The following is a 26,355-nucleotide window of genomic DNA, read 5'->3' on the forward strand; positions in this document are numbered from 1 at the left end:
CAACCCCTCGATCCTCCCCGATGGTCCCCCGCCGGTGCACAGGAGGGCCTCCTGCCCGGTTCGCGGACACCGGCGCGGACGCAGCGAGGCCCGGGTCCAGCCGGACCCGGGCCTCGCTGCGCACCGCCGCCGGTGGGTCAGTACCAGCCGGTGGCCTGCGAGTGCGCCCACGCGGCGCACGGCGAGCCGTAGCGGTTGTCGATGTAGATCAGCCCCGCGTCGATCTGCCGGTAGCCGTCCGACGTCTTGGCGATCCCGGTGCTCTTCCAGGTGGAGTCCAGGAACTGCGGGATGCCGTACGCGGTGCTGTTCGGGTTCTGCGCGTTCGGGTTCCAGCCGCTCTCCTTGCCCCACAGGCGCTCCAGGCAGGAGAACTGCGCCTGGTCGCCGCCGAGCTTGCCCAGGGCGTAGTCCTGGAACGAACCCGAACCGGACGAGGCGGCCGGAGCCGGCGCTGCCGGCGCCCTGGGGGCGCTGGCCGGGGCGGGCGTGGTCGCCGCGCGGGCGGCGGCCCGCTCGGCGGCCGCGGCCTCTGCCTCTGCCTCTGCCTGCGCCTCGGCGGCGGCCTGGGCCTCGGCGGCGATCCGCGCCTCTTCAGCGGCCTGTGCCTCGGCGGCAGCCTGGGCTGCCGCGGCTGCCTGGGCGTCGAGCACGGCCTGGTCGGCGGCGGCCTGCGCCTGCGCGGCGGCGGCCTGAGCGGCCTCGCGCTCGCTGCGGTTGGCGGCCAACTGGCCGAGCCGGTCGGCCAGCGGGCCGTCGACCAGGGCGGGCCCGGTCTGCTGCGCGCTCAGGTCGAGCTGGGCGGCGACGCTCGCCGGTTCGACGGCGGCCTCGGCCCGGGCGTCGGGCTCGCCGGCGACGAGGACGTTGACCAAGATCGCCCCGGCCGCGGCGACGCCCAGGTACAGCGTGGGCCGGCGGAGGCCGCCCGGGGGCTGACGACGGGGCCGCCGGCCGACCGGGGCGCCGGTCGAGTGCACGGGGAGCACCTCGGTGGCGGGCAGCTGCTCGTCGGACGAGGACGCGGTGGTGCGACGGGACATGAAGAGAGGGGCTCCGTGGGTCTTCCGTGGCCGCCTACCGAGTCAGCTGACGGGTTCGGGCGGGAAGTCGCCCTACCCAGCCGGGCGGGCGCCCGGGCGGGATTCACCCCAGTGGTGCGGTGGGTCCCCGGTTCGCTGCGTGCAGCGACTCGGCGGCATCCGGTGCGGGCTCCCCGGGTGGGGACGAGACGTCCGACCGGACCCGGCCACGGTAGAGGCCGCCACCTGGCCGTGACAATGCCCCGAGTCGCATTTCGTCGCCATGTGCCACGTCTCCCATCCACCGGCGGGGCGGGGCAGCAGCAGTGGGACGGCTGGTGCAGGTGGGTCTCAGGGGAGCCGCCAGACCGTCGTCCGGCGCACCGCTCCCCCGGCGGCGTCCGGCACGTCGTACTCCGCCTGGGCCACCAGCCCCTCCTTCGGGACGTAGGCCCGTCCGGGGTCCCCCAGCAGGACGGTGGCCCCCTGCAGCCAGGCCGCGCCCAGGAAGGGCAGCACCCGGGCGGTCATCTCCCGGTCGTAGCAGACGTCGCCGGCCAAGACGACGTCGATCTCCGGGAGCTCCTCGTCGAGGACGTCCCCGACGACCTCGATCCCGGCGACCCCGTTGACCTCGGCGTTCAGCCCGACCGCGGTGTGCGAGTACGGGTCGACGTCGCTGGCCAGCACGCTGCTCGCCCCGGCCAGCAGGGCGGCGACGGCCACCAGCCCACTGCCGGCCCCCAGGTCCAGCACCCGGCGGCCGGCGACGAGCTCCGGGTGGTCGAGCACGTGCCGGGCCAGCGCCTGGCCGCCGGGCCAGGCCGCGGCCCAGAACGGCGGGTCCTCGCCGGCTCCGCCGCCCTCGGTCTCCATCGCCTCCCAGAGCGCGACGACGTCGTCGGCGACGTGCAGCTGCACCTCCGGGACGAGCGGCGGGCGGTCCAGCCGGGTGTGCGCCCGCAGGAACGCCGGTGGCACGGGGTGCTGGACCGCCACGCCGGTCAGGCCTTGTTCTGGCTGCGCACGACGGTGACCGGGCACGGGGCGTGCCGGGTGACCTGGTCGCTCACCGAGCCGAGGAGCAGCCCGGCGAAGCCGCCCCGCCCGCGGGCCCCGACCACCAGGAGGTCGGCGTGCTGCGCGGCCTCGATCAGCGACCGCACCGGCGCGGCGTGCACCACGTGGCAGGTGACCTGGCCGGCCCGCTCGGCGCCCAGCGCAGCCCGGACGTCGGCCTCCAGGTCGGCCTGCACCGCCTGCTCGTACTCACCGATCGGCGGGACGTAGCCGAGCTCCCAGCTGGGCGGCTGGGGGGCGGTGGCGATCCGCCAGCCGCGGACGACGTGCAGCGGCCAGGAGGCGCGCTCGGCCAGCGTCGCCGCCCACTGCAGGGCCTCCTGCGCGCAGTCCGAGCCGTCGTGACCGACGACGACGCCACCCTCGACGGCGGCACGGGTCGACACCTGCCCCTCGACCCCGGCCAGTTCGGTGGCCGCCTCGTCCCGCTCGGCAGCGAGTGCTGCGTTCCCCGACCGGTCTGCTGGCTGCTGCGTCAACGCCGTCCTCCTGTGCTCGTGTGCTCGTGCTCCGCCGGTACCCGGCACCGGAGAGCCTCCCCCACCCGGCCGGTCGACGGCAGAGTCGGAGGGCCCGTTCCCACGTGTCGCCCGACCCGAGGGCTTCGGATCGCGCCGGAGGCCGCTCTGCTCTTCACTGATCATGAGCCGGCGCACGCCGGCAGGAGCGACTGGATCGAGGAGGAACGGCAGCCATGGAGCACTTCACCATCGCCACCGTCGCCGAGGAGAGCGCCGACTTCCGTCGGGTGCTGTGGACCGGCGAGCACACCCAGCTGGTGATCATGACGATCCCGCCGGGTGGGGAGATCGGCGAGGAGGTGCACGAGGAGATCGACCAGATCCTCACCTTCGTCAGCGGCACCGGCCAGGCCGTCGTCGGCGGGCAGAAGAAGAACGTCGCCCAGGGTGACCTCGTCGTCGTCCCCGCCGGCAAGAAGCACAACTTCCTCAACACCGGGGTGAACCCGCTGGTGCTCTACACGGTCTACGGCCCGCCGGAGCACGCCGACAAGGCGGTGCACAAGACCAAGGAGGAGGCCGACGAGCTCGAGGAGGCCGGCAAGGACGAGCCGCCGACCAGCTGAGGCCCGGCCGTGCCGGTCAGGCAGGGTGGACGGCGTGACGACGCAGCCGGGCATCTTCGCCCTCGGCACCCCTGAGCACTGCTATCTGGAGCTCGACCTCGAGCCCGGCTGCTCCGCCGAGGACCTGGTCCGCGGGGTGGCCGGGCTCACCGGTCCGCTGTCCTCCACCGGTGGGGTGAACCTGGTGGTCGGCTTCCGGCCGGAGCTGTGGGCCGCCGTCGCCCCGGACGACGCCCCGGCGGACGCCGCGAGCTGGACCGAGGACCTCGTCGGCGCCGGCCGTTACCGGATGCCGGCGACCCAGCACGACGCCTGGATCTGGGTCGCCGGGGGCCACCGCACCGCGGTCTTCGACAACGCGCGCGCCGTACTGGCCGCCCTGGCCGGCGTCGCCCGGGTGGCCGCCGAGGTCACCGGCTGGCTGTACCGGCACGACCGTGACCTGACCGGCTTCATCGACGGCACCGAGAACCCCTCGCTGCTGACCGCCGCCGGGGTGGCGGCCGTGCCGGCCGGTGAGCCGGGCGCGGGGGCGAGCATCGTGCTGTACCAGGTGTGGCGGCACGACAGCGGGGCGTGGGAGTCCCTGGGCCAGCACGGCCAGGAGATGATGATCGGCCGGACCAAGCCCGACAGCGTCGAACTGCCCGCCGACGTGATGCTGCCGAGCGCGCACGTCGCCCGCACCACCGTCGAGGTGGACGGCGCGGAGCAGCAGATCTTCCGGCGCAACGTCGCCTACGGCGGGGTCACCGACCACGGGACGGCGTTCGTCGGGTTCGCCCGCGACCAGTGGCGGCTCACCGAGATGCTCCGCCGGATGGCCGGGGCGACCGACGGGGTCCGGGACGGGCTGACCGGCTTCCTGACCCCACTCAGCGGGGCGTACTACACCTGCCCGTCGATCGACGCCCTCGCCCGGTTCGCGCCTCCCGGCGAGGAGTGACGGCCACGGTGACGCGGGAGCCGGCACCGCCGGAGCCGGAGGGTGGTGACCCAGCGTGCTGGCTCGACCAGGTCTGCCCGGCATGCGGCCGGCTGACCGAGCGGCTGCCCTCGGGCCACTGCGCCGCCTGCGGGGAGCCCTGGGACTGAGCGTCCCCGAGGGGCACACCGGCCGTGGGAGCAGGTGAGCGAACGGGTCCCTGCCGGGTCTGGGCAGGGTGGCGCCGAGGACCTGTCCACCACTGCCGGCCGCCGGGTGCTGGCCGCCGAGCGAGTCAGGCGGCGGAGCTCCGGGCGACCTGGCTGCCGTACCAGCTGGTGAGCAGGTGCGCGCGGACCGAGGCGGGCAGCGCACCCCAGCGGAGCAGTGCCGCCCGGGCCGGGAGCGCGCTCGCCGCAGCCAGCTGGCCGAGCTCGCGGACCCGTTCCGGTCGCGGGCTGTGCGGTTTGCGATCGTGCAGCCCGGCGGCGAGCTGACTGTCGAAGGCCGCGAGGATGTCGGCCTGGTGCGCCGGGTCGAACCACTGAGGGCTCCGCGGCGAGCTCGCTGCGAGGTGATGACGGATCACGACGTGCTTATCGGCCCGTTGTGTGCTCCCTGTGACTCGACCAGGGGCACTGGATCCCCGGAGCTGCCGTTCTTCCTCTCTGGCCACTCGTGCCACGCACGCACCAAGGCCCCGTCCAGGCGCCCGTTCTGTGAGCAGCAGGACCCGTCAGGCGATCTCCTCGCGCGCGCAGTGGACGCAGACGGCCGACCGCCCCTCCTCCGTGGCGGCCGCAGGCCACGACCTCACGGCGACCGCAAGGCATGGGTCTCAGAACGGCGGCGGGTCGTGCGGGTCGGGTGGGCTCACGCCGCCGGTCAGCTGGCCGGCGCGGGACAGCCGGGGGCGCGGTGGTCGGAGGCCCGGTGGTCGGAGGTCGGGCGCGCGGTGGCTGGACGTGCGGAGGCCGGGTGGGCTGGACGTGCGGAGAGCGGGTGGTCGGGTGGTCCGGGTGACGCCGGAGGGGGTGGTGACCGACAGGGCGCCGTCGGCGGTCATGACGAACCGCCATCGGCGGGCGTGGGTCTTCAGCCGGTGGTGTCGCCGGCACAGGCAGCACAGGTTGGTGCAGTCGGTGGCCCCGCCGTCGCGGTGGGCGCAGACGTGGTCCAGGTCGGTGCGCGCCGCCGGCCGACGGCAGCCCGGATGCCGGCAGGTGCGGTCCCGGGCACGCACGTACCGCTGCTGGGCCGGGGTCGGGGTGTAGCGGTCGATCGGCGGTGGCCGGTCCAGCACCCCGCACCCGCAGTCCCGGTCGGGGTGCTCGGGGCAGCCGCGGCGGGCCAGCCGCTCCAGCTCCGGGCGGGTCACCGTCGCCCGCAGCGCCCCGGTGACCGGGTCGACCAGGTCGATGCCCAGCGTGCCGCCGGTCGGGGCCTGCAGCCCGCCGGGGCAGATCGCATCCAGCTGGACCAACAGCTCCCGCAGCTGCCCGGCGGTGATCGGCGCCCCGTCCACCGTCGCAGCATCCCGGTCATCGCACGGCGGCAGCCCGCCCTCGCCCGGCGCATGACCTCCATCCGGCCCGTGACCCTCCCCCGGCGCCTGGTGGCCTTCCTCGGGCGTGACGTGACCCTCACCCGACGGGGTCGGGCCGTCGAACGCGCCGGTGTGCACCGCCGGCAGCGGCGCCAGGACCCTGAGATGGGCGGTCACCGGCTCCCGGGTGGTGTCCCACGGGCGCAGGATCAGATCGGCCATCACCTGGGCGCGCAGCTGCCCGATCGGACGCCCGTCCCCGTCGGCCTTGGCCATCCGCGCATAGCCGTCCACCGTCTCCCGGCAGGCTGCAGCGACCGGCATCGGCAGGTCCGCCACCAACTGACCCATCCCATCCGCGGTGGCCCGGGTCGTCACATCAGCACACCGCTCGGCCTTCTTACGCCGCCGATCCGCCGCCGCATCGTCCAACGCGATCAACGCCGCCGCCGCCCGCTCCTGCAACCGCACCGGCGTCTCCCCCGCCACCGCCCACCCCAGCGCCTGAGCCTCCACCTCGGCCACGACCGCCGGCTCGACCCCACCCCCAGCATCGACCGACTGACCACCCAACGCCTTCGCGATCGCCGTTGCCCGAGGTGGGTCGATCAGCGAATCAGCCAACGCCGCCCAGGTCGCCGGCAACTCACGCACCCACACCAGCGACCGCTCCGCCAACAGCGTCGCCGCCGTCCGGGAGATGCCCTTCAGCAGTGCCAGCTCATCGGCGAGGAACTCACCCACCCCCACCGGCACCCGATCCGGCAGCCACCCCTCCACCCCATGCCCCGGCTGCTCTTCGGTCAGGTCCCACTCCACCGGGCGACGCCGCGCCAACTCGGCCACCACCACCGCCTCGTAGGCGGCCAGCTGTGCACCGATGTCCACCACCGCGCGCAGCTCCCCCGCCAGACCGGCATCGGACAACCCTGCCGGCGCCACCACCTCCGACAACCGCGTCCGACGCCGCGTCACCCCAGCAGGCACCGGATCCAGCTCAGCAGGGAGCCCCGGATCGGCCAGTGACACCGTCACCGCGACCCCGAACCCGCCCGTCTCGAACACACCCCGAACCTACGGAGAGGGTCTGACAGTTCTGGGCTGATGAGACGCCTCCTGGAGCACCCCGAGAACCGGAATCGGTGTCCTCCCGAGTCGACAACTCGTCGAGTCGACATCCCGACTCGGCGAGACAGCGAAACAAGATCGGACGACCCGCACGCGCCGCCGGTCGGCTGGTCAGAGCCCGCCGGCCACCCGCAGCACCGCGCCCGAGACGTAGCCGGCCTCCGGCCCCAGCAGCCAGGCGATCGCCGGCGCGATCTCGTCCGGTTCCCCGGGGCGACCCATCGGCACCCGGGCCGTCACCCGCTCCAGCCGACCGGCGTCGCCCGCGCCGGCGTGGATGTCGGTGCGGACCAGCCCCGGCGCCACCGCGTTGACCCGGACCCCGTCGTCCGCGAGCTCCTTCGCCAGCCCCATGGTCAGCGCATCGACCCCCGCCTTCGCCGCCGCGTAGTGCACGTACTCGTGCGCCGAGCCCAGCGTCGCCGCACTGGAGGAGACGGTGACGATCGCCCCACCCGGCCCACCCCGCCGCCGGGACATGACCTGCGCCGCCCGGCGGACGCACAGGACGACGCCCAGCAGGTTCACGTCGATCACCCGTCGGACGACGTCCACGGGAGTGTCGGCCAGGTCGCCGAGGTGCGCGGTCAGACCGGCGTTGGCGACGAGCCCGGTCACCGGGCCCAGGTCGGCCGCTGCGGCGAAGAGCGCGTCGACGTCCTCGGGGTCGACGACGTCGGCGCGCACGGCGACCGCCCGCACGCCGAGGTCGCGCGCGGCGGTCACCACGGCCGCTGCCTCACCGCGGCCCGACAGGTACCCGACGACCAGATCGTGGCCCTGCCGGGCGAGGTGGACGGCGGTGGCCGCACCGATGCCGCGGCTGCCGCCGGTCACCACCGTGACCGGGCGGGACGGAGCAGACGGCGCGGGCGGCGGGGTGGACACGCGGTGATCCTGCCGCGCCGCAGGCCGGGACTGTCACCCCCGCCCGGCAGACTGGACGACGTGGACAACAGCCCCGAGGCCGCCCTCCGGCGACTGCACCCGCTGCTGGTCGAGGTGCGCGACGCACTGCTCGGCGGCCTGAGCGTCAGCCGGGAGATCCACGCGGCGCACGGCTGGCAGCCGGCCGCCGACCGGCACCTGGACCACCAGCTGGTCCGCCGGGAGGCGATGGAGCGGCTGCGCCCCTACGCCGAGCACGACGACCACCCCTTCGGCACCCAGCTGGAGCTGCTCGACCCCGGCAACGAGAACCTCGGGCTGCCGATGAGCGGGCTGATCCTGCGCACCCCCACCGAGGTGCTGCGGGTGTGGCACTCCGACGACGGGGAGCTGCCGGCCGCCGACACCCAGGGCCTTCGTGACTTCTACCGGCAGGCACCGGTCGCCCAGCAGCGCCTGCAGCTGGCGATCGACGGCGCTCCCGACCTGCGCCGTCGCGACCACCTGGCGCTGCTGTGGGCCGACGCGCGCACCCTCGACCGGGAGCCGGACCTGGTCCGTTTCGACCTCGTCCGTCCACGCGACTGGGCCGGGCGCCGGGTGGAGGTCGACTGGCGGGTGGGCCTGCTCGACCTGCTCGGCCGGCGCGCAGCCTGACCACCCGGCGTCGGGCACCGGGAACGCCACCCCGCGGCACCCCCACGGAGACCGGCGCACCCCCGGCCCCCACAATGTCCCGGTGCACAGAGGCAGGAACGTAGACCCCGGAATCGCGCGCTCGTGGCTGCTGGTCAACGGCGCCCGCACGGAACTGTTCGACGAGGCGCACGAATCGCGCGCCGACCAGATCGTGCTGGACATCGAGGACGCGGTCGACCCGGCCCGCAAGCCCGATGCCCGGGCCGACGTCGTCGAGTGGCTCTCCGTCCCCGGCAACCGGGCCTGGGTGCGGATCAACGACCACGCGACCCCGTTCTGGACCGACGACGTCGCCGCGCTCGCCGGGCTCCCCGGCCTGGCCGGCGTGATGCTCGCCAAGACCGAGGCCGCCGAGCACGTCACGGAGACCTACGACCGGCTGGGCGGCGCCACCCCGGTGCTGGCCCTGGTCGAGTCGGCGCTGGGCATCGAGGAGGCCGTGCGGATCGCCTCGGCCCGTGGCGCCTTCCGGCTCGCCTTCGGCAGCGGTGACTACCGGCGCGACACCGGCACCAGCGCCGACGACCTGGCGATGGCCTACCCGCGCTCCCGCCTGGTCATCGCCAGCCGCGTCGGTGGCCTGCCGGGCCCGATCGACGGCCCCACGGTCAGCGCCAGCCACCCGATCCTGCGCGAGCAGTCGGCGCTGACGGTCTCCCTCGGCCTCACCGGCAAGCTCTGCCTGCAGCTGGACCAGCTGCCGGTGATCAACGAGGTCATCAGCCCGGCTCCGTCGGACGTCGCCTGGGCCCGGGACTTCCTGGCCGACTTCGACGCCCGCGGCCAGGTCATCCGCGACGGCAGCGACCTGCCCCGCCTCGGCCGGGCCCGCAAGATCGAGAAGCTGGCCACCGCGTTCGGCGTCGAGCCCTCCTGATCCGACTGCCGCAGACGGCCCCCTCCCGCACCGGGAGGGGGCCGTTCGCGTCTCAGGCCTCCCGGACGGCGACGACCACGGTGGCCGCCAGGTCGTCGTCCTCGACCACCCGGGCGGTCAGCCCCGCGGCGGCGCACGCAGCCCGGGTCGCCGGGGCCTGCTGCCGGCCCGTCTCGATGAGCAGCGCGCCGCCGGGTGCCAGCCAGTCCGACGCCGCCGCCACCACCCGGCGCTGCACGTCCAGCCCGTCGACGCCGCCGTCCAGCGCGATCCGCGCCTCGTGGTCGCGGGCCTCGGGGGGCATGAGCCCGATCGCGTCGGTCGGCACGTAGGGCGCGTTCGCCACCAGCACGTCGACCCGGCCGCGCAACGACACCGGCAGGGCGTCGTACAGGTCGCCGACGTAGACCGACCCGGACACGTTGCGCCGGGCGCAGCGGACGGCGACCGGGTCGAGGTCGGCCGCGTGCAGCTCGACCGAGGGGACGGCGACCGCCACCGCCGCCCCCACCGCACCGACCCCGCAGCACAGGTCCAGGACGACCGCCCCCGGCACCGCCCGGGCCACCGCCTCCCGCACCAGCAGCCGGGTGCGCTGCCGGGGCACGAACACCCCCGGCTCGACCACGAACCTCAGCCCGCAGAACTCCGCCCAGCCCAGCACCTGCTCCAGCGGCTCGCCCGCCACCCGCCGCGCGACGAGGCCGTCGAGCTGGGAAGCGGACGCGGCGGCCCCCACCAGCAGCACCGCCTCGTCCTCGGCGAACACGCACCCCGCCGCGCGCAGCCGGGCGACGACAGCAGGATCCGGCGCGGTGGACATCGGCGGCCAGTGTGCCGCCTGGCTGACGGAACACGATCGCCCCGATACGGTGCCGCCAGCGACGGCGGACCGGGAGGGGTGGGCGTGGACCAGCGGCAGGACGGCTTCCCGGCGTTCGTCGCCGAGCACGAGCATCAGCTGCGCGGCACCGCGCTCCTCCTCACCGCCGACCCGGTGGAGGCCGACGACCTGCTGGTGGCGGCCCTGGCGCGGACGCACCGGCGCTGGCGGCGGCTCGGCTCGCCGGCGGCCGCGCTGACCGACGCCCGGGAGGCGCTGCTGTCGGCCGCCCTCGGCCACACGCGGCTCCCGGCGGCCGGTCGGGGCAGCGCGCTGGTCGCGGGACCTCAGCACGAGCCCGACCGGCGGTGGCTGCGGGCGCTCGCCGAGCTGGACGCGCGCACCCGGGCGGTGGCCGTGCTCCGGCTGCACGAGGGCGAGGACGAGGACGCCGTCGCGATGCTGCTGGGCTGCTCACCCGCCGAGGTCGGGGCCGCCCTCGCCGACGCCCTGGTCACCCTGAGCCCCCTCCTCGTGGACGAGCCCGCACCGCCGACGGAGCCGGCCGACCCGGTCGTCGACCCGCAGCCGGCGCCGGCGGTCCCGGGCCGGCCAGGGCCCCCCGTCCCCACCACGGACCCCACCGACCCGTACGCGATCTACCGCCGCCCGGGGACCCCGGCCCCGCGACCGGGCCTGCGGCCACCACCCCCGCCGTCGCCCGCCGCGTCGGCCGCAACGGCGCCCGCCTCGTCGGCCGGACCGGCCCGGTCCGCAGCCCCGACGGCCGGCTCGGTGCCCGGGCCGGCCGCCGCCCGGCCGCACCCGGACGACGACCCGTACGCGATCTACCGGAGGCCGACATGACCGCGGACGCCGGTCAGGCCGTCGCGGAGCGGTTGCGCCGGCTCGCCGAGGGCGCACACCCGGTGGACGACGGCCGCACGGCGGCCCGCGCCGTCGCGCTGGACCGGCACCGCCGGCGCCGGGGAGCCGGCTGGGGCGCCGGCGTCCTGGCCGTCGTGCTGCTGGTCTCCGGCGCCTCGTTCGCCCGCACGGCGGTGACCGCGGCACCGGCGGCGGGGACCCCGGTCCCGGCTCCGATCACGAGCGCGTACGCCGCGCCGACCCCGGGGCTGGTCGAGGCGCCCGTCCGCGGCTCGCTCGCCGACGACGAGGAGTTCCTGACCGCGATGGCGGGCGCCGACTGGACCGACCCGACCGCGCCGGACGGCCAGTTGGTCGACTGGGGCGGACCGTCGCCGGACCCGGGCACCCAGCGGGTGGTGTACGCCGCCGACGTCCCCGGGGGTCACCGGTGGGCGGTGGTGGTCGCCCGCTCCGGCCCGAGCTGGATGTGGGCGTGGTTCGCCGGGCCGCGCGGCGCGGAGCCGGCGGAGATGAGCCTGACCATCGGCTCGGTGCCGCTCATGTCGCAGGAGCAGCTGGTGCTGATGGACGGCTCGGAGGCGACCGGCCCGCTGGTGGTGCTGGGCGAGCCCGGCGTGGAGGCCGAGTACTCCCCCGCCCTCGAACGCATGCCCGGCGGCGACCTGGTGCGGGGCTACGACCTGCTGCCGATGATCGACGGGGTGCCGCTCGGCGTGGTCGTCACCCCGGTCCTCTGGAGCGCCGGGGAGGTGCGGACCAGCAACGGGTCGGCACAGCAGCCGCTGTTCCCGATGTTCGCGCGCCAGCCACCGTCGTGGCCGGTCTACCCGGCCGGACCGGTCGACGATGCCCTCGTCGCGCCCTGTCTGGAGACGATCGGTCTGCTCGTGGAGCTTGAGGACGACGGCTACCTGAGCTACGAGGACACGAGCTACCAGGAGTCGAGCAGCGCAGAGCTGGCGGCCCGGGAGCACCAGATCGCCGCCTGCTTCCGGGCCGCCGGACAGTGAGTGCTCAGAGCTGCCGGTAGGCGGCGTCCGGGACGTCGGTGACGAACATGTGCCCCGGCGCGTGGGTGATCGCGAACGGCGGCCGGGATGCCATCAGCGCCGCCTGCGGCGTCACCCCGCACGCCCAGAACACCGGGACGTCGCCGTCCGCGAGCTCCACCGGGTCGCCGAAGTCGGGCCGGGCCAGGTCCGCGATGCCCAGCGCGGCCGGTGACCCGACGTGCACCGGTGCCCCGTGCACCTGCGGCATCCGCGCGGTCACCTGCACCGCGGTGGCCACCAGGTGCCCGGGCACCGGGCGCATCGACACCACCAGCGGCCCGGACAGCCGCCCGGCCGGACGGCACGCCCGGTCCGTGCGGTACATCGACACGTTCCGCCCCTGCTCGATGTTGCGCACCGGCACCCCGGCGTCCAGCAGGGCGGTCTCGAAGCTGAAGCTGCAACCGATCAGGAACGCCACCAGGTCCTCGCGCCAGAGGTCGGTCACGTCGGTGGGCTCGTCGACCAGGCCGCCGTCCCGCCAGACCCGGTAGCGCGGCAGGTCGGTGCGCAGGTCGGCGCCCGGGGCCAGCGGGGTCTCCCAGGAGCCCGCGTCGGTCACGTCCAGCAGCGGCACCGGCTGCGGGTTGCGCTGGCCGAACAGCAGCATGTCCCAGGCCCAGTCCCGGGGCAGGACGACGAGGTTCGCCTGGGTGTGCCCGGGTGCCCAGCCCGACGACGGCACGGCGAGCCCGCCACGGAACGCGGCGCGGGCGGCCGCGGGGTCGGCGGCGGGGACGATCGTGGTCACGGTCAGCTCCTCGGGTGTGCCCGATGGGCGGCCAGCAGCTCGGCCTCCGAGTCGTGCAGGTAGGCCTCCAGCTCCTTGGCCGCCTGCTCGACCTCACCGGCGGTCAGCAGGTCCAGCAGGGCACGGTTGCGGCTGACGTAGGGCTCGTGCAGCCGCTGCGGCACGGCGATGGCGTGGAAGGCGAGCCGCAGTTCGGCGAGCAGCCGGGCCGTCGTCTCGTCGATCCGGCGGCTCCCGGCCAGCGCCACGAGCTGCTGGTGGAAGCGCATGTTGGCGGTGCCGGCCGCACCCCAGTCGCCGCGCCGGGCGGCGTCCTCGCCGGCGGCGACGGCGGCGTGCAGCGGCCGCAGCCGGACGGCGTCCAGCCCCTCCAGCCGGCGGACGACGTCGCACTCGATCGTCCGCCGCAGCCGGTAGAGGTCGACCAGGTCGTCCTCGTCCAGCTCGGGCACGAAGACCCCGCGGTGCAGCCGGTGCACCAGCAGGCCCTCGTGGGTGAGCAGCCGGAACGCCTCGCGCAGCGTGTTCCGGCTGACGTGCAGGACCTCGACCAGCTGCTCCTCCGACAGCCGGGTGCCCGGCGGCAGGTCGCCCTCGATCACCCGGGAGCGGAGCAGCTCGGCGACCCGTTCGGCAGTGCTGGACCGGTCGAAGCTGCGCACCTCGTGCGCCACGGTGCGCAGCCAGGTGGTGTCGGCGGACTCGGGCATGCCGTCATCCTGCCGTCTCCGGATGTGTCCGCGCAGTTAAATGTCGTCCGATCCCCTTGAGGGATTGTTCAACAACTCTCTAGGTTCGTCCGCCAAGGGCGCCAACCGACCACGGCAGGTGCCGTCCACCCGACCTGGGAGCAGCCATGGCCTCCACCCCTGCCGAGCCGTCCACCGCGCCCCCCGGGCGGCTGGCCTCGAGCACCCGCTCCACCCTGCTCGGCGCGATGTTCCTGATGGCCACCTCGGCCATCGGCCCCGGCTTCATCACCCAGACGACCACCTTCACCGTGCAGCTGGGCGCGGCGTTCGCCTTCGCGATCGTCATCTCGATCTTGATCGACATCGCGCTGCAGCTGAACGTCTGGCGGGTCATCGGCGTCAGCGGCCGGCGCGCGCAGGAGCTGGGCAACCTGGTCGCCCCGGGCCTGGGCTGGGTGATGGCCGCCTTCCTGCTGATCGGCGGGCTGGTGTTCAACATCGGCAACGTCAGCGGCGCGGGCCTGGGCACCAACGCCATGCTCGGGCTCGACCCCAAGCTCGGCGGGGCGCTGTCGGCGCTGATCGCCATCGGCATCTTCCTGAGCAAGCGCGCCGGGGTGGCGGTCGACCGGATCGTCGTCGTCCTCGGGCTGGTGATGATCGTGCTGACCACCTACGTCGCGATCACCTCCGGCCCACCGGTGGGCGAGGCGCTGCGCAACGTCGTGCTGCCCGAGGACATCGACGTCCTGGCGATCACCACGCTGGTCGGCGGCACGATCGGCGGCTACATCGTCTACGCCGGCGCCCACCGGCTGCTCGACTCGGGCATCTCCGGCCCCGGCCGGGTCCGGGACATCACCCGCGGCTCCGTCACCGGCATCCTGATCACCGCCGTGATGCGGGTCGTGCTCTTCCTGGCGATCCTCGGCGTGGTCACCGGCGGCGCGGCGCTCGACCCGACCAACCAGGCGGCGTCCGCCTTCGAGCAGGCCGCCGGCGAGGTGGGCCTGCGGGTGTTCGGCATCGTGTTGTGGGCCGCGGCGATCACCAGCGTCATCGGTGCCTCCTACACCTCGGTGTCCTTCGTGACCTCCCGGACGACGACCTCCGACCGCACCCGCACCCTGTTGGTCGTCGGCTTCATCGCGTTCACCTCGCTGGTCTACGTGCTGATCGGCACCGCACCCACGACGCTGCTGGTCTTCGCCGGGGCGTTCAACGGGCTGCTGCTGCCGATCGGGATCGCCGTCCTGCTCTGGGTGGCCACCCGACGCACCGACCTGCTCAACGGCTACCGCTACCCGCGCTGGCTGCTGGTCATCGGCTGGGTCGCCTGGCTGATCACGCTGTACCTGGCGATCAACTCGATCCGTCCGGTCATCGACCTGTTCGCGTGAGGGAGGCTGTCGACATGACCCGTGTGGACCTGAACTCCGACCTCGGCGAGGGCTTCGGCCAGTGGACGCTCGGCGACGACGACGCGCTCCTGGGCGTGGTCACCAGCGCCAACGTCGCCTGCGGCTTCCACGCCAGTGACGCCTCGATCATGCGGCGGGTCTGCGCGAAGGCCGTCGAGTCCGGCGTGGCGATCGGCGCCCAGGTCGGCTACCGCGACCTGCCGGGCTTCGGCCGGCGGTTCATCGACGTGGAGCCCGAGGCGCTGACCGCCGACGTCGCCTACCAGATCGGCGCGCTGGAGGGCTTCGCCCGGATCGCCGGCGACCGGGTGCGCTACGTCAAGCCGCACGGCGCGCTCTACAACGCGATCGTGCACCACGAGGAGCAGGCGGCTGCGGTGGTCGCGGCCGTCGTCGCCTACGACCGGACGCTGCCGGTGCTCGGCCTGCCCGGGTCGGTGTGGCTGCGGCTGGCCGCCGAGGCGGGGCTGACCGTGGTGCACGAGGCGTTCGCCGACCGCGCCTACACCCCGGCGGGCACCCTGGTGTCCCGCCGGCTCCCGGGCGCGGTGCTGCACGACCCGGCCGAGATCGCCGCCCGGTGCGTGGCCATGGCCACCGGCGAGCCGATCACCGACGTCGAGGGTGGCGAGCTGACCCTGCAGCCCGGGTCGATCTGCGTGCACGGCGACACCCCGGGTGCCGTGGAGATCGCCCGGCAGGTGCGTGCGGCGCTGACCACGGCGGGGGTCGAGCTGGCCCCCTTCACCGGCTGATGCGGCTGCTCCCCAGCGGGAGCGCCGCCCTGCTCGTCGAGCTGGACGGGCTGGACGACGTGCTGGCGCTGTACGCCGCGCTCAGCGCCCACCCGCCGCACGGGGTGGTCGACGTCGTCCCGGCCGCCCGCACGGTGCTGCTGATGACCGACCCTGCGGTCACCACCCTGGCCGCGGTCGCCGACGCCGTGCGGGCGACGACCCCGCGCCCGGACGTGCAGGCACTCGGCGACCGGATCGAGCTGCCGGTGCACTACGACGGCGCCGACCTGAGCGACGCCGCCGAGCTGCTCGGCCTCACCCCGGCCGGGCTGGTCGAGCGGCACACCGGCGCCGAGTGGACGGTGGCCTTCTGTGGCTTCGCCCCCGGCTTCGGCTACCTCACCGAGCCCGGCGGGCAGTGGGACGTGCCCCGCCGGGCCACCCCGCGCACCAAGGTGCCCCCCGGTTCGGTGGCGCTGGCCGGGGAGTTCAGCGGTGTCTACCCGCGCGAGTCACCCGGCGGCTGGCAGCTGATCGGCCGCACCGACGTCGCCGTGTTCGACCTCGGCCGCGAGCCGGCCGCGCTGCTCCGACCGGGCACCCGGGTGCGATTCGTGGCGGTCTCCCAGGGAGAGGTGTCCCGATGAGCCTGACCGTGCTGGCCACCGGGCCACTGACCACCGTGCAGGACCTCGGCCGCCCCGGTCAGGCCGCCCTGGGCATCGGCCGCTCCGGCGTCTGCGACCGGGCCTCGGCCGCGCTGGCCAACCGGCTGGTCGGCAACCGCGCCGACGCCGCGGTGCTCGAGGTGACCTTCGGCGGGCTCGCCGTCCGCGCCGAGGCCGACCTGCTCGTGGTGACCGCCGGGGCGCGCTGCCCCGGCGCCCCGCACGCCGCCCCGACGGTGCTGCGCCGGGGACAGGAGCTGCGGCTCGGTCCCCCGGCCAGCGGGCTGCGCACCTACCTGGCGGTCCGCGGCGGCATCGCCGTCCCGCCGGTGCTGGGCTCGCGGGCCACCGACGTCCTGGCCGGTCTCGGCCCTGCGGTGGTCGCCGCCGGCGACGGGCTGCCGGTCGGCGAGCCGGTGGACCCGGCCCCCGGGGTCGACCTGGCCCCGGTGCCCGAGCCGGTCGCCGGTGAGCTCACCGTCGGTGTGCTGCCCGGCCCGCGGGCCGACTGGTTCGGCGACGCCGGCTGGGCGGCGCTCACCGGGCAGGCCTGGGCGGTCACCAGCGAGAGCAACCGGGTCGGCCTGCGGCTGGACGGCACGCCGCTGGACCGGCTGCGCGCCGGGGAGCTGCCCAGCGAGGGGATGGTCCGCGGGGCGCTGCAGGTGCCGCCGTCCGGGCTGCCGGTGCTGTTCCTCGCCGACCACCCGGTGACCGGCGGCTACCCGGTGATCGGGTACGTGACCGACGCCGACGTCGACCGGTGCGCGCAGCTCCGGCCCGGCCAGGCCCTGCGGCTGCGCCCGGGCAGCCTGCCATGACGGTCACCGAGCTCGGCCGGGCGAGCGGCCCGCACGGCGAGGTCGTCCTGCGCCGGCGCACCGTCGAGGACGGCAGCACGCACCTCGAGCTGATCGTGGACGGCGTCTTCGCGATGGACGACGTGGACACCTCCACCGAGCGGGCGCTGGCGACCGAGGCGCTGGCCCGCTGCACCGGCGACCGGCTCCGGGTGCTGGTCGGCGGGCTGGGCCTGGGCTGGACCGCCGCCACCGCCCTGGCCGACCCCCGGGTGGCCGCGGTCGACGTGGCGGAGCTGCAGGGTGCGTTGGTGCGGTGGGCCGGCCGCGGCCTGCTGCCCGCGCTGGGCGGCGCCGACCGGCGGCTGAGGCTGCACGTGACCGACGTGGCCGACCACCTCGCCGGCTCCCCCGGCCGCTACGACGCGGTGCTGCTGGACGTCGACAACGGCCCGGCGTTCCTGGTGCACCGGACGAACGCGCCGCTGTACGAGGAGGCCGGGCTGGCCACCGCGGTCGCCGCGCTGCGGCCCGGTGGCGTGCTGGCCGTCTGGGCGAGCGATCCCGTGCCGGAGCTGGCCGACCGGCTCGGCGGGCTGCCCGGCGCGGCCGACGTCGAGCACCTGGTGCTGCCGGTGCAGCGTGACGGCCGGCGCTTCGACCACGCGATCACCGTCGCCCGCCGGGCCGGCTCGAGCTGACCGGTCACCGGTCCTGGCGCGGCGCCTCAGCGTAGGCGGACCGGCCGCGCAGCCGGGCGTTCACCGCGGTGACCAGGGGCACCATGACGACGCCGTCCCGGGCCATCCGGGCGCGCAGGTGCCGCCGGTGCCTCACCACCCCGTACAGGCCGATGGCCCAGAAGGCGTACTGCACGGCGAAGGCCGCCCGGAACGCGTCCAGCGAGTAGTCGGTGGAGCTGCCGGGGGTCATCGCGTCGAGCACGAAGCCGATCGCCAGCACGGTGCACAGCGAGGCGAAGAAGCCGCCGACGTTGACCACCCCGGTCGCACTGCCCGACCGCTCGACCGGGTTCTCGGTGCGGGCGTAGTCGAAGCCGATCATCGAACCCGGCCCGTTGGTGCCCAGCACGACGACCAGCACGACGAGCAGCCACATCGGCGACCGGCCCGGCCACAGCAGCACGACGGTCCAGATGGCAGCGGTGACGGTGAGGATGCCGAAGACCAGGTTGGACCGGCGCAGCGGCCAGCGCCCGACCAGCCGGCCCAGCAGCGGGCCGAACGCCATCCCGACCAGGACCAGGAGGGTCAACAGCCCGGCCGCCGCCCCGGGCGTCAACCCCTGCCCGAGGGTCAGGAACGGGTAGCCCCAGAGCAGCACGAACACCGTGCCGGAGAACTGGGTGACCAGGTGGGTGTACAGCCCGATCCGGGTGCCCGGCTCCCGCCAGGCAGCGGCCAGGTTCGCCCGGACGGCGGCCATCCCGGGCGCCGTCGGGGCGGGGGTGCCGGGCGGGGCGTCGCGCAGGGCGACCACCACCAGGACGCCGACCAGCACGCTGACGGCGGCGGCGCCCAGGAAGGTGGGCGTCCAGCCGGCGGTGTGCAGCAGCGCGACCAGTGGGTAGGCGGCCACGATCTGGCCGACCTGGCCGAGGATCCCGGTGAGCTGGGTGACCACCGGGACGGTGCGTCCGGGGAACCACAGCGGCACCAGCCGGAGCACGCTGATGAAGGTCATCGCGTCCCCGGCACCGACGAGCACCCGGGCGGCGATCGCGGTGGGCACGTCGCTGGCCAGCGCCAGCACCAGCTGCCCGACCGCCATGGTCGCTGCGCCGGCGACGATCATCCGCCGCGAGCCGAACCGGTCCAGCAGGACGCCGACCGGCACCTGCAGGCCCGCGTAGACGGTCAGCTGCAGCACCAGGAACAGCGAGATCGCCGAGGCCCCGGCAGAGAACCGCTCCTGCGCCTCGACCCCGGCGACCCCGAGCGAGGCGCGGTGGAAGATCGCGACCGCGTAGGCCAGCAGGCCGATCAGCCAGATCACGTAGGCGCGGGAGGGCGTCCGGATCGCTGACTCAGTCACGTACAGGGACGACGCCGTCCCACCCGCCACGCTTCCCGAACCGGGCTGTGCACTTCCTCACCCGGCCAGGATGGCCCACCCGTGCGCCGGGAGCGAGACGGCCGCGCGGTCGGTGCCCGGCTGCTCCACGGCACCCGCTCCGGCCAGCAGCTCCCCCGCCCCGCCGGCCGGCAGCGTCGCCTCGCCGTCCGCCAGGTTCAGCGCCACCACCAGCCGCTGCCCGTCGCCGGCCACGGCATAGCTGAGCTGCCGGTTGTCCCGGTGCAGCGGCGTGACCCGGGCGGTGTGCAGCCAGCGGTGCCGCCGGCGCAGCCCGATCAGCTCCTGGTGCAGCCGGCGGGTGGGCTCGCCGAAGGGCGCCAGCTCCTCCGGCGAGTCGGGGAACGGCGGCCGGACGGCGTCGTCCCCGCCGGCCCGGTCCTCCTTGACCCCGGTGAAGGCCTGCTCGTCGCCGGCGTAGACCGACGGCGTGCCGCCCACGGTGAACAGCACCGCCAGCGCGTGCGGCAGGTGGCGGACGTCGTCGAGCCGGCTGGCGATCCGGGTGACGTCGTGGTTGCCGACGAAGGTCAGCGGCACGAACGTGTCCAGGAACCCGTCGTGCCGGCCGAGCGCGTGCGCCAGCTCGTGCAGGTTGCCGTCGTTGAGCGAGCTCCAGATCGCCTTCCACAGCTCGTACTGGGTGACTGCGTCCATCGTCGACTCCCGCACCACCTGCGCGTAGTCGCCGTGGATCACCTCACCGACCAGGTAGGCGTCCGGGTGCTGCTCGCGCACCCGGGGCAGCACGGTCGCCCAGAACGAGGACGGGACGGCGTAGGCGGCGTCCAGTCGCCAGCCGTCGGCGCCGCGGTCCAGCCAGTGCGTCATCACCTCGGTCACCCAGTCGGCGACCACGGGGGCGGAGTGGTCGAGGGCGACCAGCTGGCCGTGGCCCTCGAAGGTGTCGTACTCCGGGACGACGCCGGGCTGCCAGCCGTCCGGCCAGCGCAGCCGGAACCAGGCCGCCGAGGGCGCGTCGGGCCCCCGGTCGACGACCGCCTGGAACGCCGGGTGCTCGCGGCCGACGTGGTTGAACACCCCGTCCAGGAGCACCCGCAGGCCGCGCGCGTGGGCAGCGTCCACCAGCTCGTCGAAGTCGTCGTCGTCGCCCAGCCGCGGGTCGATCCGACCGTGGTCGACGGTGTCGTAGCCGTGCGTGCTCGAGGCGAACACCGGGCCCAGGGCCAGGCCGTTGGCGCCTAGCTCTACCGCGTAGTCCAGCCAGGCGGTGAGCCGGTCCAGCCGGTGCGTCACGACGTCGGTCGCCTCTCGTTCGGCGCCCACGAACCCCAACGGGTAGACGTGCCACCACACCGCATCCTGCACCCAGCTCGGCATCCCGCTCCTTCGTCGTCGACCTCCACCAGCACCGGCGACGCTACCCAGCGGCCGGCACCGGTACGCCGCTGGGCGGAAGAGGGACCCCCTCTCCTGTGCAGGACGCAACTAGCGTCGCCGGCGTGAGCGCTCCTCCTGTGTCGCCGGCCCGGCCTGCCCTCGTGCCGGTGCTGGTCTACCTCGCCATGCTCGTCGCGGTCATCAGCAGCCTCGGGGCGCCGCTGGTCCCGGCGATCGCCGCGGCCAACGACGTCTCGATCACCAGCGCGCAGTGGTCGCTCACCATCACGCTGGTGGTCGGCGCGGTGGCCACGCCGGTGATCGGGCGGCTGGGCGACGGCCGGCACCGGCGCACGGTGGTGCTCGTCGTCCTCACCGTGGTGCTGCTGGGCAACGTGCTCGCCGCGCTGCCGCTGGGCCTGGGCTGGCTGATCGCCGGCCGTGGGCTGCAGGGGGTCGGTCTGGGGCTGACCCCGCTCGCGATCGCCACCGCCCGCACCGCACTGACCGGGGAACGGTCCCGGTCCACGGTCGCGGCGCTGTCGGTGACCGTCGCCGCCGGTGTCGGTCTGGGGTACCCGCTGACCGGGGCGATCGCCGAGCTCGGCGGCGTGCACGCCGCCTTCTGGTTCGGCGCCGGCGCCAGCGTGCTGGCGCTGGCCGCCGCGGCCCTGGTGTACCCGCCCTCGCCCGACGTGCCGCCCCGCCGGCTCGACGTCGCCGGCGCCGTGCTGCTCGGGATCGCGCTGTCCACCGGGCTGCTGGCCCTCGGCGAGGCCGGCACCTGGGGCTGGACCTCGCCCTCGGTGCTCGGGCTGGCCGCCGTCGCCGTCCTCGCCCTGGTCGCCTGGGTGGTGTGGCAGCTGCGCGCGGAGGCCCCGCTGGTGGACCTGCGACTGGCCCGCGGCCGGGTCCCGGCGACCGCGCACGGCGCCGCCCTGCTCGTCGGCCTGGCCAACTACCTGCTGCTGTCCTCGGTGCCCCGGCTGGCGCAGACCCCGGAGTCCACCGGCTACGGCTTCGGCACCTCGATCGTGGTGGCCGGGCTGGTCCTGCTGCCGTTCTCGGTCGCCAGCTTCCTGGCCAGCCGGGTCGGCCGGCCGCTGGACCGTGCCGCCGGGCCGCGGGTGGTCCTGCCGGCCGGCGCCCTCGTCCTGCTGCTGGGCACGGTGCTGTTCGGCCTGGTGCGCGAGGAGCTGTGGCAGCTGTTCGTCGCGATGGCGGTCGCCGGGTTCGGCGTGGGCCTCACCTTCGCGGCACTGCCCGGGCTCATCGTCGGCGCCGTGCCGGCCGGGGAGACCGGCAGTGCGATGAGCCTGAACCAGGTGCTGCGCTACGTCGGGTTCGCCCTCGGCAGCGCGCTGAGCGCGACGGTGCTGGAGGCGCTCACCCCGGCCGGTGCCGACACCCCGCCGTCCAGCGGCTACACCGCGCTCGCCGCGATCGGCTGCGGGGCGTGCCTCGCGCTGGCGGTGCTGACCGCCTTCCTGCCCGGCCGGGCCCGCGCTGCCGACCCGGTCCCCGCGTCCGTCCCTGCCGCCGCCGCGACCGAGTGAGCAGTTCCGGTCGCCGACACGCGTGGACACGCCGTGGACGGCGACCGGAACTGCACTCGGCGTCAGGCCGGCTGCAGCTCCTCCTCCACCGCCGGCTCCGACTGCCCGGCACCTGCGCGCTTCGCCGCCCGCCGCTCGCGGCGGGTCTCCAGCGAGGTGTAGAGCACCGGCACCAGCAGCAGGGTCAGCACCGTGGAGCTGATCAGCCCGCCGATCACGACCAGGGCCAGCGGCTGGGAGATGAACACCCCGCCGCCGGTGAGCCCGAACGCCATCGGGGTCAACGCCAGCACCGTGGCCGCCGCCGTCATCACGATCGGCCGCAGCCGCTGGCGGGCCCCCTCGCTGACCGCCTCGGCCAGCGGGCGGCCGCGCTCGCGGTACTGGTTGACCAGGTCGATCAGCACGATCGCGTTGGTCACCACGATGCCGATCAGCATGAGCACGCCGATCAGCGCCGGGACGCCCAGCGGGGTACCGGTGACCAGCAGCATCAGCAGCGCGCCGGTCGCGGCGAACGGCACGGAGACGAGCAGGATGAACGGCTGGGCCAGGCTGCGGAAGGTCGCCACCATCACCAGGTAGACGATCACCACCGCGATCACCAGCGCCAGGCCCAGGTCGGCGAAGGCCTCGCCCTGGTCGGCGGCGACACCGCCGATCGACACCTCGGCGCCGGCCGGCAGCTCCAGGTCGTCGATCGCCGCCTGCAGCTCGGTGGTGAGCGCACCGAGGTCGGTGCCGGCCGGGGTCGCCGACACGGTGGCGCTCCGCTCGCCGTCGACCCGGCTGATCGAGCTCGGTGCCTGCTCCTCCTCGACGGTCGCCAGCTGGGTGAGCGGCACCAGGCCCCCGGCCGTCGGCAGCACGACCGAGCGGAGCTGCTCGACGGTCTCCGGGGCCTGCACCGGGTCCAGGTAGACCGGGGTGCTCGCGTCGTCGACGTCGATCTCCCCCAGCGGGACGGCGTTGGTCAGCCCGGCCAGGGTGCGGGTCACCTGCGCCTGGGTCAGCCCGGCCTCCGCCGCCGCGACCGGGTCGACGTCGACCCGGACCACCGGCAGCCCGGCCGACAGGTCGTTGGTGACGTCGGTGGCCCCGGGGACCTCGGACACGGCCTGCTGCACCTGGTCGGCCGCGTCGGCCAGCACGTCGGCGTCCGCCGCCTGGACCAGCACGTCGACCGTGGAGCTGCCGAACCCGGAGCCGGCCGCGGCCACCGTCACGTCACCGACGTCGGCGAGGTCCCCGGCGACCGTCCGGATCTCCGCCCGGGTCTCCTCGGGGTCGCCGTCCTCGGCCAGGGTCAACGAGAACGTCGCCGTGGGCGTGCCACCGCCCCCGCTGAACGCGGCGAACCCGCCGGCCGAGCCCACCGTGGTCTGCACGGTCTCCACCCCGGCCAGCTCCCCGAGCGCCTCCTCCAGCACGCGGGCCCGCTCGTCCTGCGCGGCCAGGCTGGTGCCGGCCGGGTAGGCGGCGGTCACGGTGACGGTGTCCTCGCCGGCGTCACCGATGAAGTTCGTCTGCAGCAGCGGGGTGAGCGCCAGCGTGCCGACGAAGACGGCGAGCGCGCCGGCGACGGTCCAGCGGCGGTGCGCCAGCACGCCGCGCAGCGCGGGGACGTACAGCCGCTGCAGCCAGGTGCGCCGTTCCGCCGCCTCGGCCTCCTCCCGCTCCCGGGCCAGCTCGGCGGTCTCCTCGCGGTCGGTCTCCGGCGCCTTCAGGAACGCCGAGGCGATGACCGGGACGATGGTCAGCGAGACGACCAGGGAGGCGAGGAGGGCGATCGCGACGGTGAGCGCGAAGGGGCGGAACAGCTCGCCGACCAATCCTCCGACCAGCGCGATCGGCAGGAACACCGCGGCGGTGGCGATGGTGGAGGAGGTGATCGCCCCGGCCACCTCGCGGACGCCGCCGAGGATCGCCCTGGTGCGCCCCTCGCCGTAGGACAGGTGCCGCTTGATGTTCTCGATGACCACGATCGAGTCGTCGACCACCCGGCCGATCGAGACGGTCAGCGCGCCCAGGGTGAGGATGTTCAGCGAGAAGCCGGCCACCTGCAGGCCGATGAAGGTGACGCACAGCGACACCGGGATCGAGATCGCCGAGATCAGCGTGGAGCGCACGGAGCCCAGGAAGACCAGGATCACGACCAGGGCGAACAGCAGCCCCAGCCCGCCCTCGGTGGCCAGGCCCTCGATCGACTCCTCGATGAACGGCGCCTGGTCGAACACCACGGCGACCGTGCTGCCCTCGCCCAGCAGCTCGCGCACCTGCGGCACCAGGTCGGCCACGGCGTTGGAGATGTCGACGGTGTTGCCGTCCGGCGTCTGGGTGAGCCCGACGGAGAGCGCGGGCTGCCCGTCGACCCGCGAGTAGGACGTCGCCGGCGCCTCGCCCAGCTCGACCGTGGCGACCTCGCCCAGCGGGACGACGGCACCGTCGGCGCCGGTCAGCGGGACGGCGCGGAGCTCCTCGACCGAGGTCAGCCGGTCACCGGCCTGCACCGAGAGGGTCTGCTCCCCCTCGGTCACCGTGCCGGCGGGCAGCACCACCCCGTTCTCCTCCAGCACCGTGGTCACCGCGGCGGCCGGGATGCCGGCGGCCGCGAGCGCGGCCGGGTCGAGCGTGATCTGCACCCGGGGCTCGCTGGCCCCGGTGACCGTCACGTCGCGGACGCCCTCGACCTGCTCGAACAGCGGGACGACGACTGCCTCGATGCGGTCGGACAGGGCGGCGGCGTCACCCGGCGCGGCGATCGCCAGCTGCAGGACCGGGAGGTCGGCCAGTGACCCGGCGAGCACCTGCGGCTCGACGTCGGCGGGGAGCTGGGCCTGCACCCGGCTGACCGCGGTCTGCAGCGCGGCGGTGGCCCGGTCCAGGTCGGACCCGTACTCCAGCTCGACGGTGACCGTGCCCAGCCCGGTGCTGGCCGTGGAGGTGGTGGCGACCACGCCGTCCACGGTGCTGATCGCCTGCTCGATCGGCTGCACGACCTGGCGCTCCACCACGTCGGGGGATGCGCCGGGCTGGGCAGCGACGACGGCCGCTGCGGGGATCTCCAGGCTGGGGATCAGCTCCTGCTTCAGCGAGCCGGCCGAGATCAGCCCGAACACGAGCACCGCGATGGTGGCCAGCGCCACCAGGGCTCGGTTGCGCAGGGACAGGACGGCGAGACGGGACACGCGTTCCTCCACGGCCGGGGCCGGTGTCGGGAGTGGACTTCCCGGCCAGCTTGCCCCGAGTAGTTAGCTCCGAGCAAACTACTCTCCACGCCGACGACCCTCTTGGAGGAGGCGACGATGACCACCGAGCCCGCTCTGCCCGATCCCGAGGACGTGCCCGACGACTGGCCCGAGGGCTGGCGTGACCTCCCCAGCGAGGTGCTGGCGGTGCTGTGCCTCGGCGCGCAGGTCGGCGACTACAGCATGCGCCGCCGCCTCGGGCCGCTGCTGGACACCCCGCTCACCCTCCAGCAGCTGCGGGGGCTGACCTTCCTGGTGATCGAGGAGTCGATGACCCCGCAGCACCTCAGCGAGCTGCTGGAGGTGAGCCCGGCGACCATCACCGGCCTGGTCGACCGGCTGGTCCGCGCCGGCATGGTCGACCGGACACCGGACAGCCGGGACGGCCGGGGCCGGGTGCTCACCCCCACCCGGGCCGGAGCCCGGGTGGTCCGGCAGCTGATGGCCTCGGACGTGGAGACCGACGCCGCCGTGCTGCAGGCGCTGCGCCCGGCCGAGCTCGCCGCGCTCCAGGAGGGGCTCGCCGGCGTCCTGCGGGTCCTGCGCGCCCAGGACGACGAGGGCTGATCCGACCCCGCCCCTCGCGACCGGTCAGGCGGTGCGCGCCTCCAGCAGCGCGGTCATCTCCGGCAGGTCGAAGAACTGCGCCGTCGCCCGGGCACTGGGCTGGCCGTGGTCCGGGTCGGCCCCAGCGGCCAGCAGGTGGCGCACCGTCTCGGCCGACTGCTTGAAGACGGCGGCGGCCAGCGCCGTCTGCCCCCGGTCGTTCACCCGGGCGTGGTCCGCCCCGCGCTCCAGCAGGGCCGCCACCGTCGACGCCCGGCCCTGGTAGGCGGAGAGGATGAGCAGCGTGTCGCCCTTGTCGTTCGTGAGGTTGGCCGGCACCCCGGCGTCGAGGTAGTCCACCAGCTGCTCGGTGTCGCCCTCCCGCGCCAGGTCGAAGACCTTCGCGGCGAGCGCGATGACGCCCGGGTCGATGGGCTGCTGAGGAGGCTGCGGCTCGGTCACGCCACCGAGCGTAGGGGCCCG

26 protein-coding genes and 1 riboswitch are annotated in these 26,355 nt (G+C 75.0%); of the genes, 13 read left to right on the forward strand and 13 right to left on the reverse strand.

Going from position 1 to position 26,355, the window contains the following annotated elements:
* Window positions 1-137 precede the first annotated feature (137 nt).
* The 3 genes from O2V61_RS18680 to O2V61_RS18690 form a co-directional block, all read right to left on the reverse strand.
* The gene (locus tag O2V61_RS18680) at window positions 138-1,043 is read right to left on the reverse strand and encodes a transglycosylase SLT domain-containing protein (RefSeq protein ID WP_269184771.1); all 906 of its coding nucleotides are present in this window, start codon (window positions 1,041-1,043) and stop codon (window positions 138-140) included.
* Between the two features lie 16 nt (window positions 1,044-1,059).
* A riboswitch (cyclic di-AMP (ydaO/yuaA leader) is annotated at window positions 1,060-1,208 on the reverse strand.
* Window positions 1,209-1,373: 165 nt separating this feature from the next.
* The gene (locus O2V61_RS18685) at window positions 1,374-2,021 is read right to left on the reverse strand and encodes a class I SAM-dependent methyltransferase (RefSeq protein WP_269184772.1); all 648 of its coding nucleotides are present in this window, start codon (window positions 2,019-2,021) and stop codon (window positions 1,374-1,376) included.
* A 5-nt stretch (window positions 2,022-2,026) separates the two neighbouring features.
* Window positions 2,027-2,581, reverse strand: a complete 555-nt coding sequence (locus tag O2V61_RS18690) for a universal stress protein (protein WP_269184773.1) — start codon at window positions 2,579-2,581, stop codon at window positions 2,027-2,029.
* Window positions 2,582-2,796: 215 nt separating this feature from the next.
* On the opposite strand from O2V61_RS18690, the gene O2V61_RS18695 reads away from it, so the two are divergent.
* Together O2V61_RS18695 and O2V61_RS18700 are read left to right on the forward strand one after the other, a co-directional pair.
* A complete protein-coding gene (locus tag O2V61_RS18695; protein ID WP_269184774.1) occupies window positions 2,797-3,189 on the forward strand; it encodes a cupin domain-containing protein in 393 nt (130 codons plus the stop codon).
* A 34-nt stretch (window positions 3,190-3,223) separates the two neighbouring features.
* On the forward strand, window positions 3,224-4,135 hold the full coding sequence (locus tag O2V61_RS18700; protein WP_269184775.1) for a Dyp-type peroxidase: 912 nt from the start codon (window positions 3,224-3,226) through the stop codon (window positions 4,133-4,135).
* Between the two features lie 274 nt (window positions 4,136-4,409).
* On the opposite strand, the gene O2V61_RS18705 is transcribed toward O2V61_RS18700, so the two are convergent.
* The 3 genes from O2V61_RS18705 to O2V61_RS18715 form a co-directional block, all read right to left on the reverse strand.
* Window positions 4,410-4,703, reverse strand: a complete 294-nt coding sequence (locus tag O2V61_RS18705; RefSeq protein ID WP_269173291.1) for a hypothetical protein — start codon at window positions 4,701-4,703, stop codon at window positions 4,410-4,412.
* 249 nt (window positions 4,704-4,952) lie between these two features.
* The gene (locus O2V61_RS18710; protein WP_269184776.1) at window positions 4,953-6,587 is read right to left on the reverse strand and encodes an HNH endonuclease signature motif containing protein; all 1,635 of its coding nucleotides are present in this window, start codon (window positions 6,585-6,587) and stop codon (window positions 4,953-4,955) included.
* Between the two features lie 312 nt (window positions 6,588-6,899).
* Entirely contained in the window at window positions 6,900-7,676 is a 777-nt protein-coding gene (locus O2V61_RS18715; protein WP_269184777.1) for an SDR family oxidoreductase, read from the reverse strand.
* A gap of 60 nt (window positions 7,677-7,736) precedes the next feature.
* Here O2V61_RS18715 and O2V61_RS18720 point away from each other — a divergent pair, with 60 nt between their 5' ends.
* Window positions 7,737-8,333 (forward strand): hypothetical protein, encoded by a 597-nt coding sequence (locus tag O2V61_RS18720; RefSeq protein WP_269184778.1) that lies wholly within the window; start codon window positions 7,737-7,739, stop codon window positions 8,331-8,333.
* 82 nt (window positions 8,334-8,415) lie between these two features.
* Window positions 8,416-9,252, forward strand: a complete 837-nt coding sequence (locus O2V61_RS18725) for an HpcH/HpaI aldolase/citrate lyase family protein (protein ID WP_269160852.1) — start codon at window positions 8,416-8,418, stop codon at window positions 9,250-9,252.
* Between the two features lie 52 nt (window positions 9,253-9,304).
* Here the strand turns inward: O2V61_RS18725 and O2V61_RS18730 are convergent, their stop codons facing one another.
* Window positions 9,305-10,075 carry a putative protein N(5)-glutamine methyltransferase gene (locus O2V61_RS18730; protein ID WP_269184779.1) on the reverse strand — a complete coding sequence of 257 codons (771 nt, stop codon included), beginning with the start codon at window positions 10,073-10,075 and terminating at the stop codon, window positions 9,305-9,307.
* A gap of 84 nt (window positions 10,076-10,159) precedes the next feature.
* On the opposite strand from O2V61_RS18730, the gene O2V61_RS18735 reads away from it, so the two are divergent.
* Window positions 10,160-10,942: a hypothetical protein gene (locus O2V61_RS18735; RefSeq protein WP_269184780.1), complete on the forward strand. Its 783-nt coding sequence runs from the start codon at window positions 10,160-10,162 to the stop codon at window positions 10,940-10,942.
* Window positions 10,939-11,976, forward strand: coding sequence for a hypothetical protein (locus O2V61_RS18740; RefSeq protein WP_269184781.1), 1,038 nt, complete (start codon window positions 10,939-10,941; stop codon window positions 11,974-11,976). Before O2V61_RS18735 ends, O2V61_RS18740 begins: the two co-directional genes overlap by 4 nt.
* A 4-nt stretch (window positions 11,977-11,980) precedes the next feature.
* Here O2V61_RS18740 and O2V61_RS18745 read toward each other — a convergent pair whose 3' ends face one another.
* Both O2V61_RS18745 and O2V61_RS18750 read right to left on the reverse strand, forming a co-directional pair.
* On the reverse strand, window positions 11,981-12,769 hold the full coding sequence (locus O2V61_RS18745) for a putative hydro-lyase (protein WP_269184782.1): 789 nt from the start codon (window positions 12,767-12,769) through the stop codon (window positions 11,981-11,983).
* Window positions 12,770-12,771: 2 nt separating this feature from the next.
* Complete coding sequence (locus O2V61_RS18750; protein WP_269184783.1) at window positions 12,772-13,479, reverse strand: GntR family transcriptional regulator; 708 nt, start codon at window positions 13,477-13,479, stop codon at window positions 12,772-12,774.
* Window positions 13,480-13,625: 146 nt separating this feature from the next.
* Between O2V61_RS18750 and O2V61_RS18755 the strand changes: the two genes are divergently transcribed.
* The 5 genes from O2V61_RS18755 to O2V61_RS18775 are packed head-to-tail and all read left to right on the forward strand — an operon-like array spanning window position 13,626 to window position 17,788.
* Complete coding sequence (locus tag O2V61_RS18755; protein ID WP_269184784.1) at window positions 13,626-14,861, forward strand: NRAMP family divalent metal transporter; 1,236 nt, start codon at window positions 13,626-13,628, stop codon at window positions 14,859-14,861.
* 14 nt (window positions 14,862-14,875) lie between these two features.
* Window positions 14,876-15,637: a LamB/YcsF family protein gene (locus O2V61_RS18760; RefSeq protein ID WP_269184785.1), complete on the forward strand. Its 762-nt coding sequence runs from the start codon at window positions 14,876-14,878 to the stop codon at window positions 15,635-15,637.
* The gene (locus O2V61_RS18765) at window positions 15,637-16,266 is read left to right on the forward strand and encodes a 5-oxoprolinase subunit B family protein (protein WP_269184786.1); all 630 of its coding nucleotides are present in this window, start codon (window positions 15,637-15,639) and stop codon (window positions 16,264-16,266) included. The genes O2V61_RS18760 and O2V61_RS18765 overlap by 1 nt, the downstream gene beginning before the upstream one ends.
* Window positions 16,263-17,108: a biotin-dependent carboxyltransferase family protein gene (locus O2V61_RS18770; RefSeq protein WP_269184787.1), complete on the forward strand. Its 846-nt coding sequence runs from the start codon at window positions 16,263-16,265 to the stop codon at window positions 17,106-17,108. The genes O2V61_RS18765 and O2V61_RS18770 overlap by 4 nt, the downstream gene beginning before the upstream one ends.
* The gene (locus O2V61_RS18775) at window positions 17,105-17,788 is read left to right on the forward strand and encodes a spermidine synthase (protein ID WP_269184788.1); all 684 of its coding nucleotides are present in this window, start codon (window positions 17,105-17,107) and stop codon (window positions 17,786-17,788) included. The genes O2V61_RS18770 and O2V61_RS18775 overlap by 4 nt, the downstream gene beginning before the upstream one ends.
* A 4-nt stretch (window positions 17,789-17,792) precedes the next feature.
* On the opposite strand, the gene O2V61_RS18780 is transcribed toward O2V61_RS18775, so the two are convergent.
* A complete protein-coding gene (locus O2V61_RS18780; protein WP_269184789.1) occupies window positions 17,793-19,142 on the reverse strand; it encodes an MFS transporter in 1,350 nt (449 codons plus the stop codon).
* Between the two features lie 57 nt (window positions 19,143-19,199).
* On the reverse strand, window positions 19,200-20,522 hold the full coding sequence (locus O2V61_RS18785) for an alpha-amylase family glycosyl hydrolase (protein ID WP_269184790.1): 1,323 nt from the start codon (window positions 20,520-20,522) through the stop codon (window positions 19,200-19,202).
* Between the two features lie 122 nt (window positions 20,523-20,644).
* Here O2V61_RS18785 and O2V61_RS18790 point away from each other — a divergent pair, with 122 nt between their 5' ends.
* Window positions 20,645-22,078, forward strand: a complete 1,434-nt coding sequence (locus O2V61_RS18790; protein ID WP_269184791.1) for an MFS transporter — start codon at window positions 20,645-20,647, stop codon at window positions 22,076-22,078.
* Between the two features lie 62 nt (window positions 22,079-22,140).
* Here O2V61_RS18790 and O2V61_RS18795 read toward each other — a convergent pair whose 3' ends face one another.
* Window positions 22,141-25,266: an efflux RND transporter permease subunit gene (locus O2V61_RS18795; RefSeq protein WP_269184792.1), complete on the reverse strand. Its 3,126-nt coding sequence runs from the start codon at window positions 25,264-25,266 to the stop codon at window positions 22,141-22,143.
* 117 nt (window positions 25,267-25,383) lie between these two features.
* Between O2V61_RS18795 and O2V61_RS18800 the strand changes: the two genes are divergently transcribed.
* Window positions 25,384-25,893, forward strand: coding sequence for a MarR family winged helix-turn-helix transcriptional regulator (locus O2V61_RS18800; RefSeq protein WP_269184793.1), 510 nt, complete (start codon window positions 25,384-25,386; stop codon window positions 25,891-25,893).
* Window positions 25,894-25,917: 24 nt separating this feature from the next.
* Here the strand turns inward: O2V61_RS18800 and O2V61_RS18805 are convergent, their stop codons facing one another.
* Window positions 25,918-26,334: an ankyrin repeat domain-containing protein gene (locus O2V61_RS18805; RefSeq protein ID WP_269184794.1), complete on the reverse strand. Its 417-nt coding sequence runs from the start codon at window positions 26,332-26,334 to the stop codon at window positions 25,918-25,920.
* Window positions 26,335-26,355 lie beyond the last annotated feature (21 nt).

The organism is Modestobacter sp. VKM Ac-2985 (genome assembly GCF_026967925.1).
Lineage (GTDB): Bacteria > Actinomycetota > Actinomycetes > Mycobacteriales > Geodermatophilaceae > Modestobacter.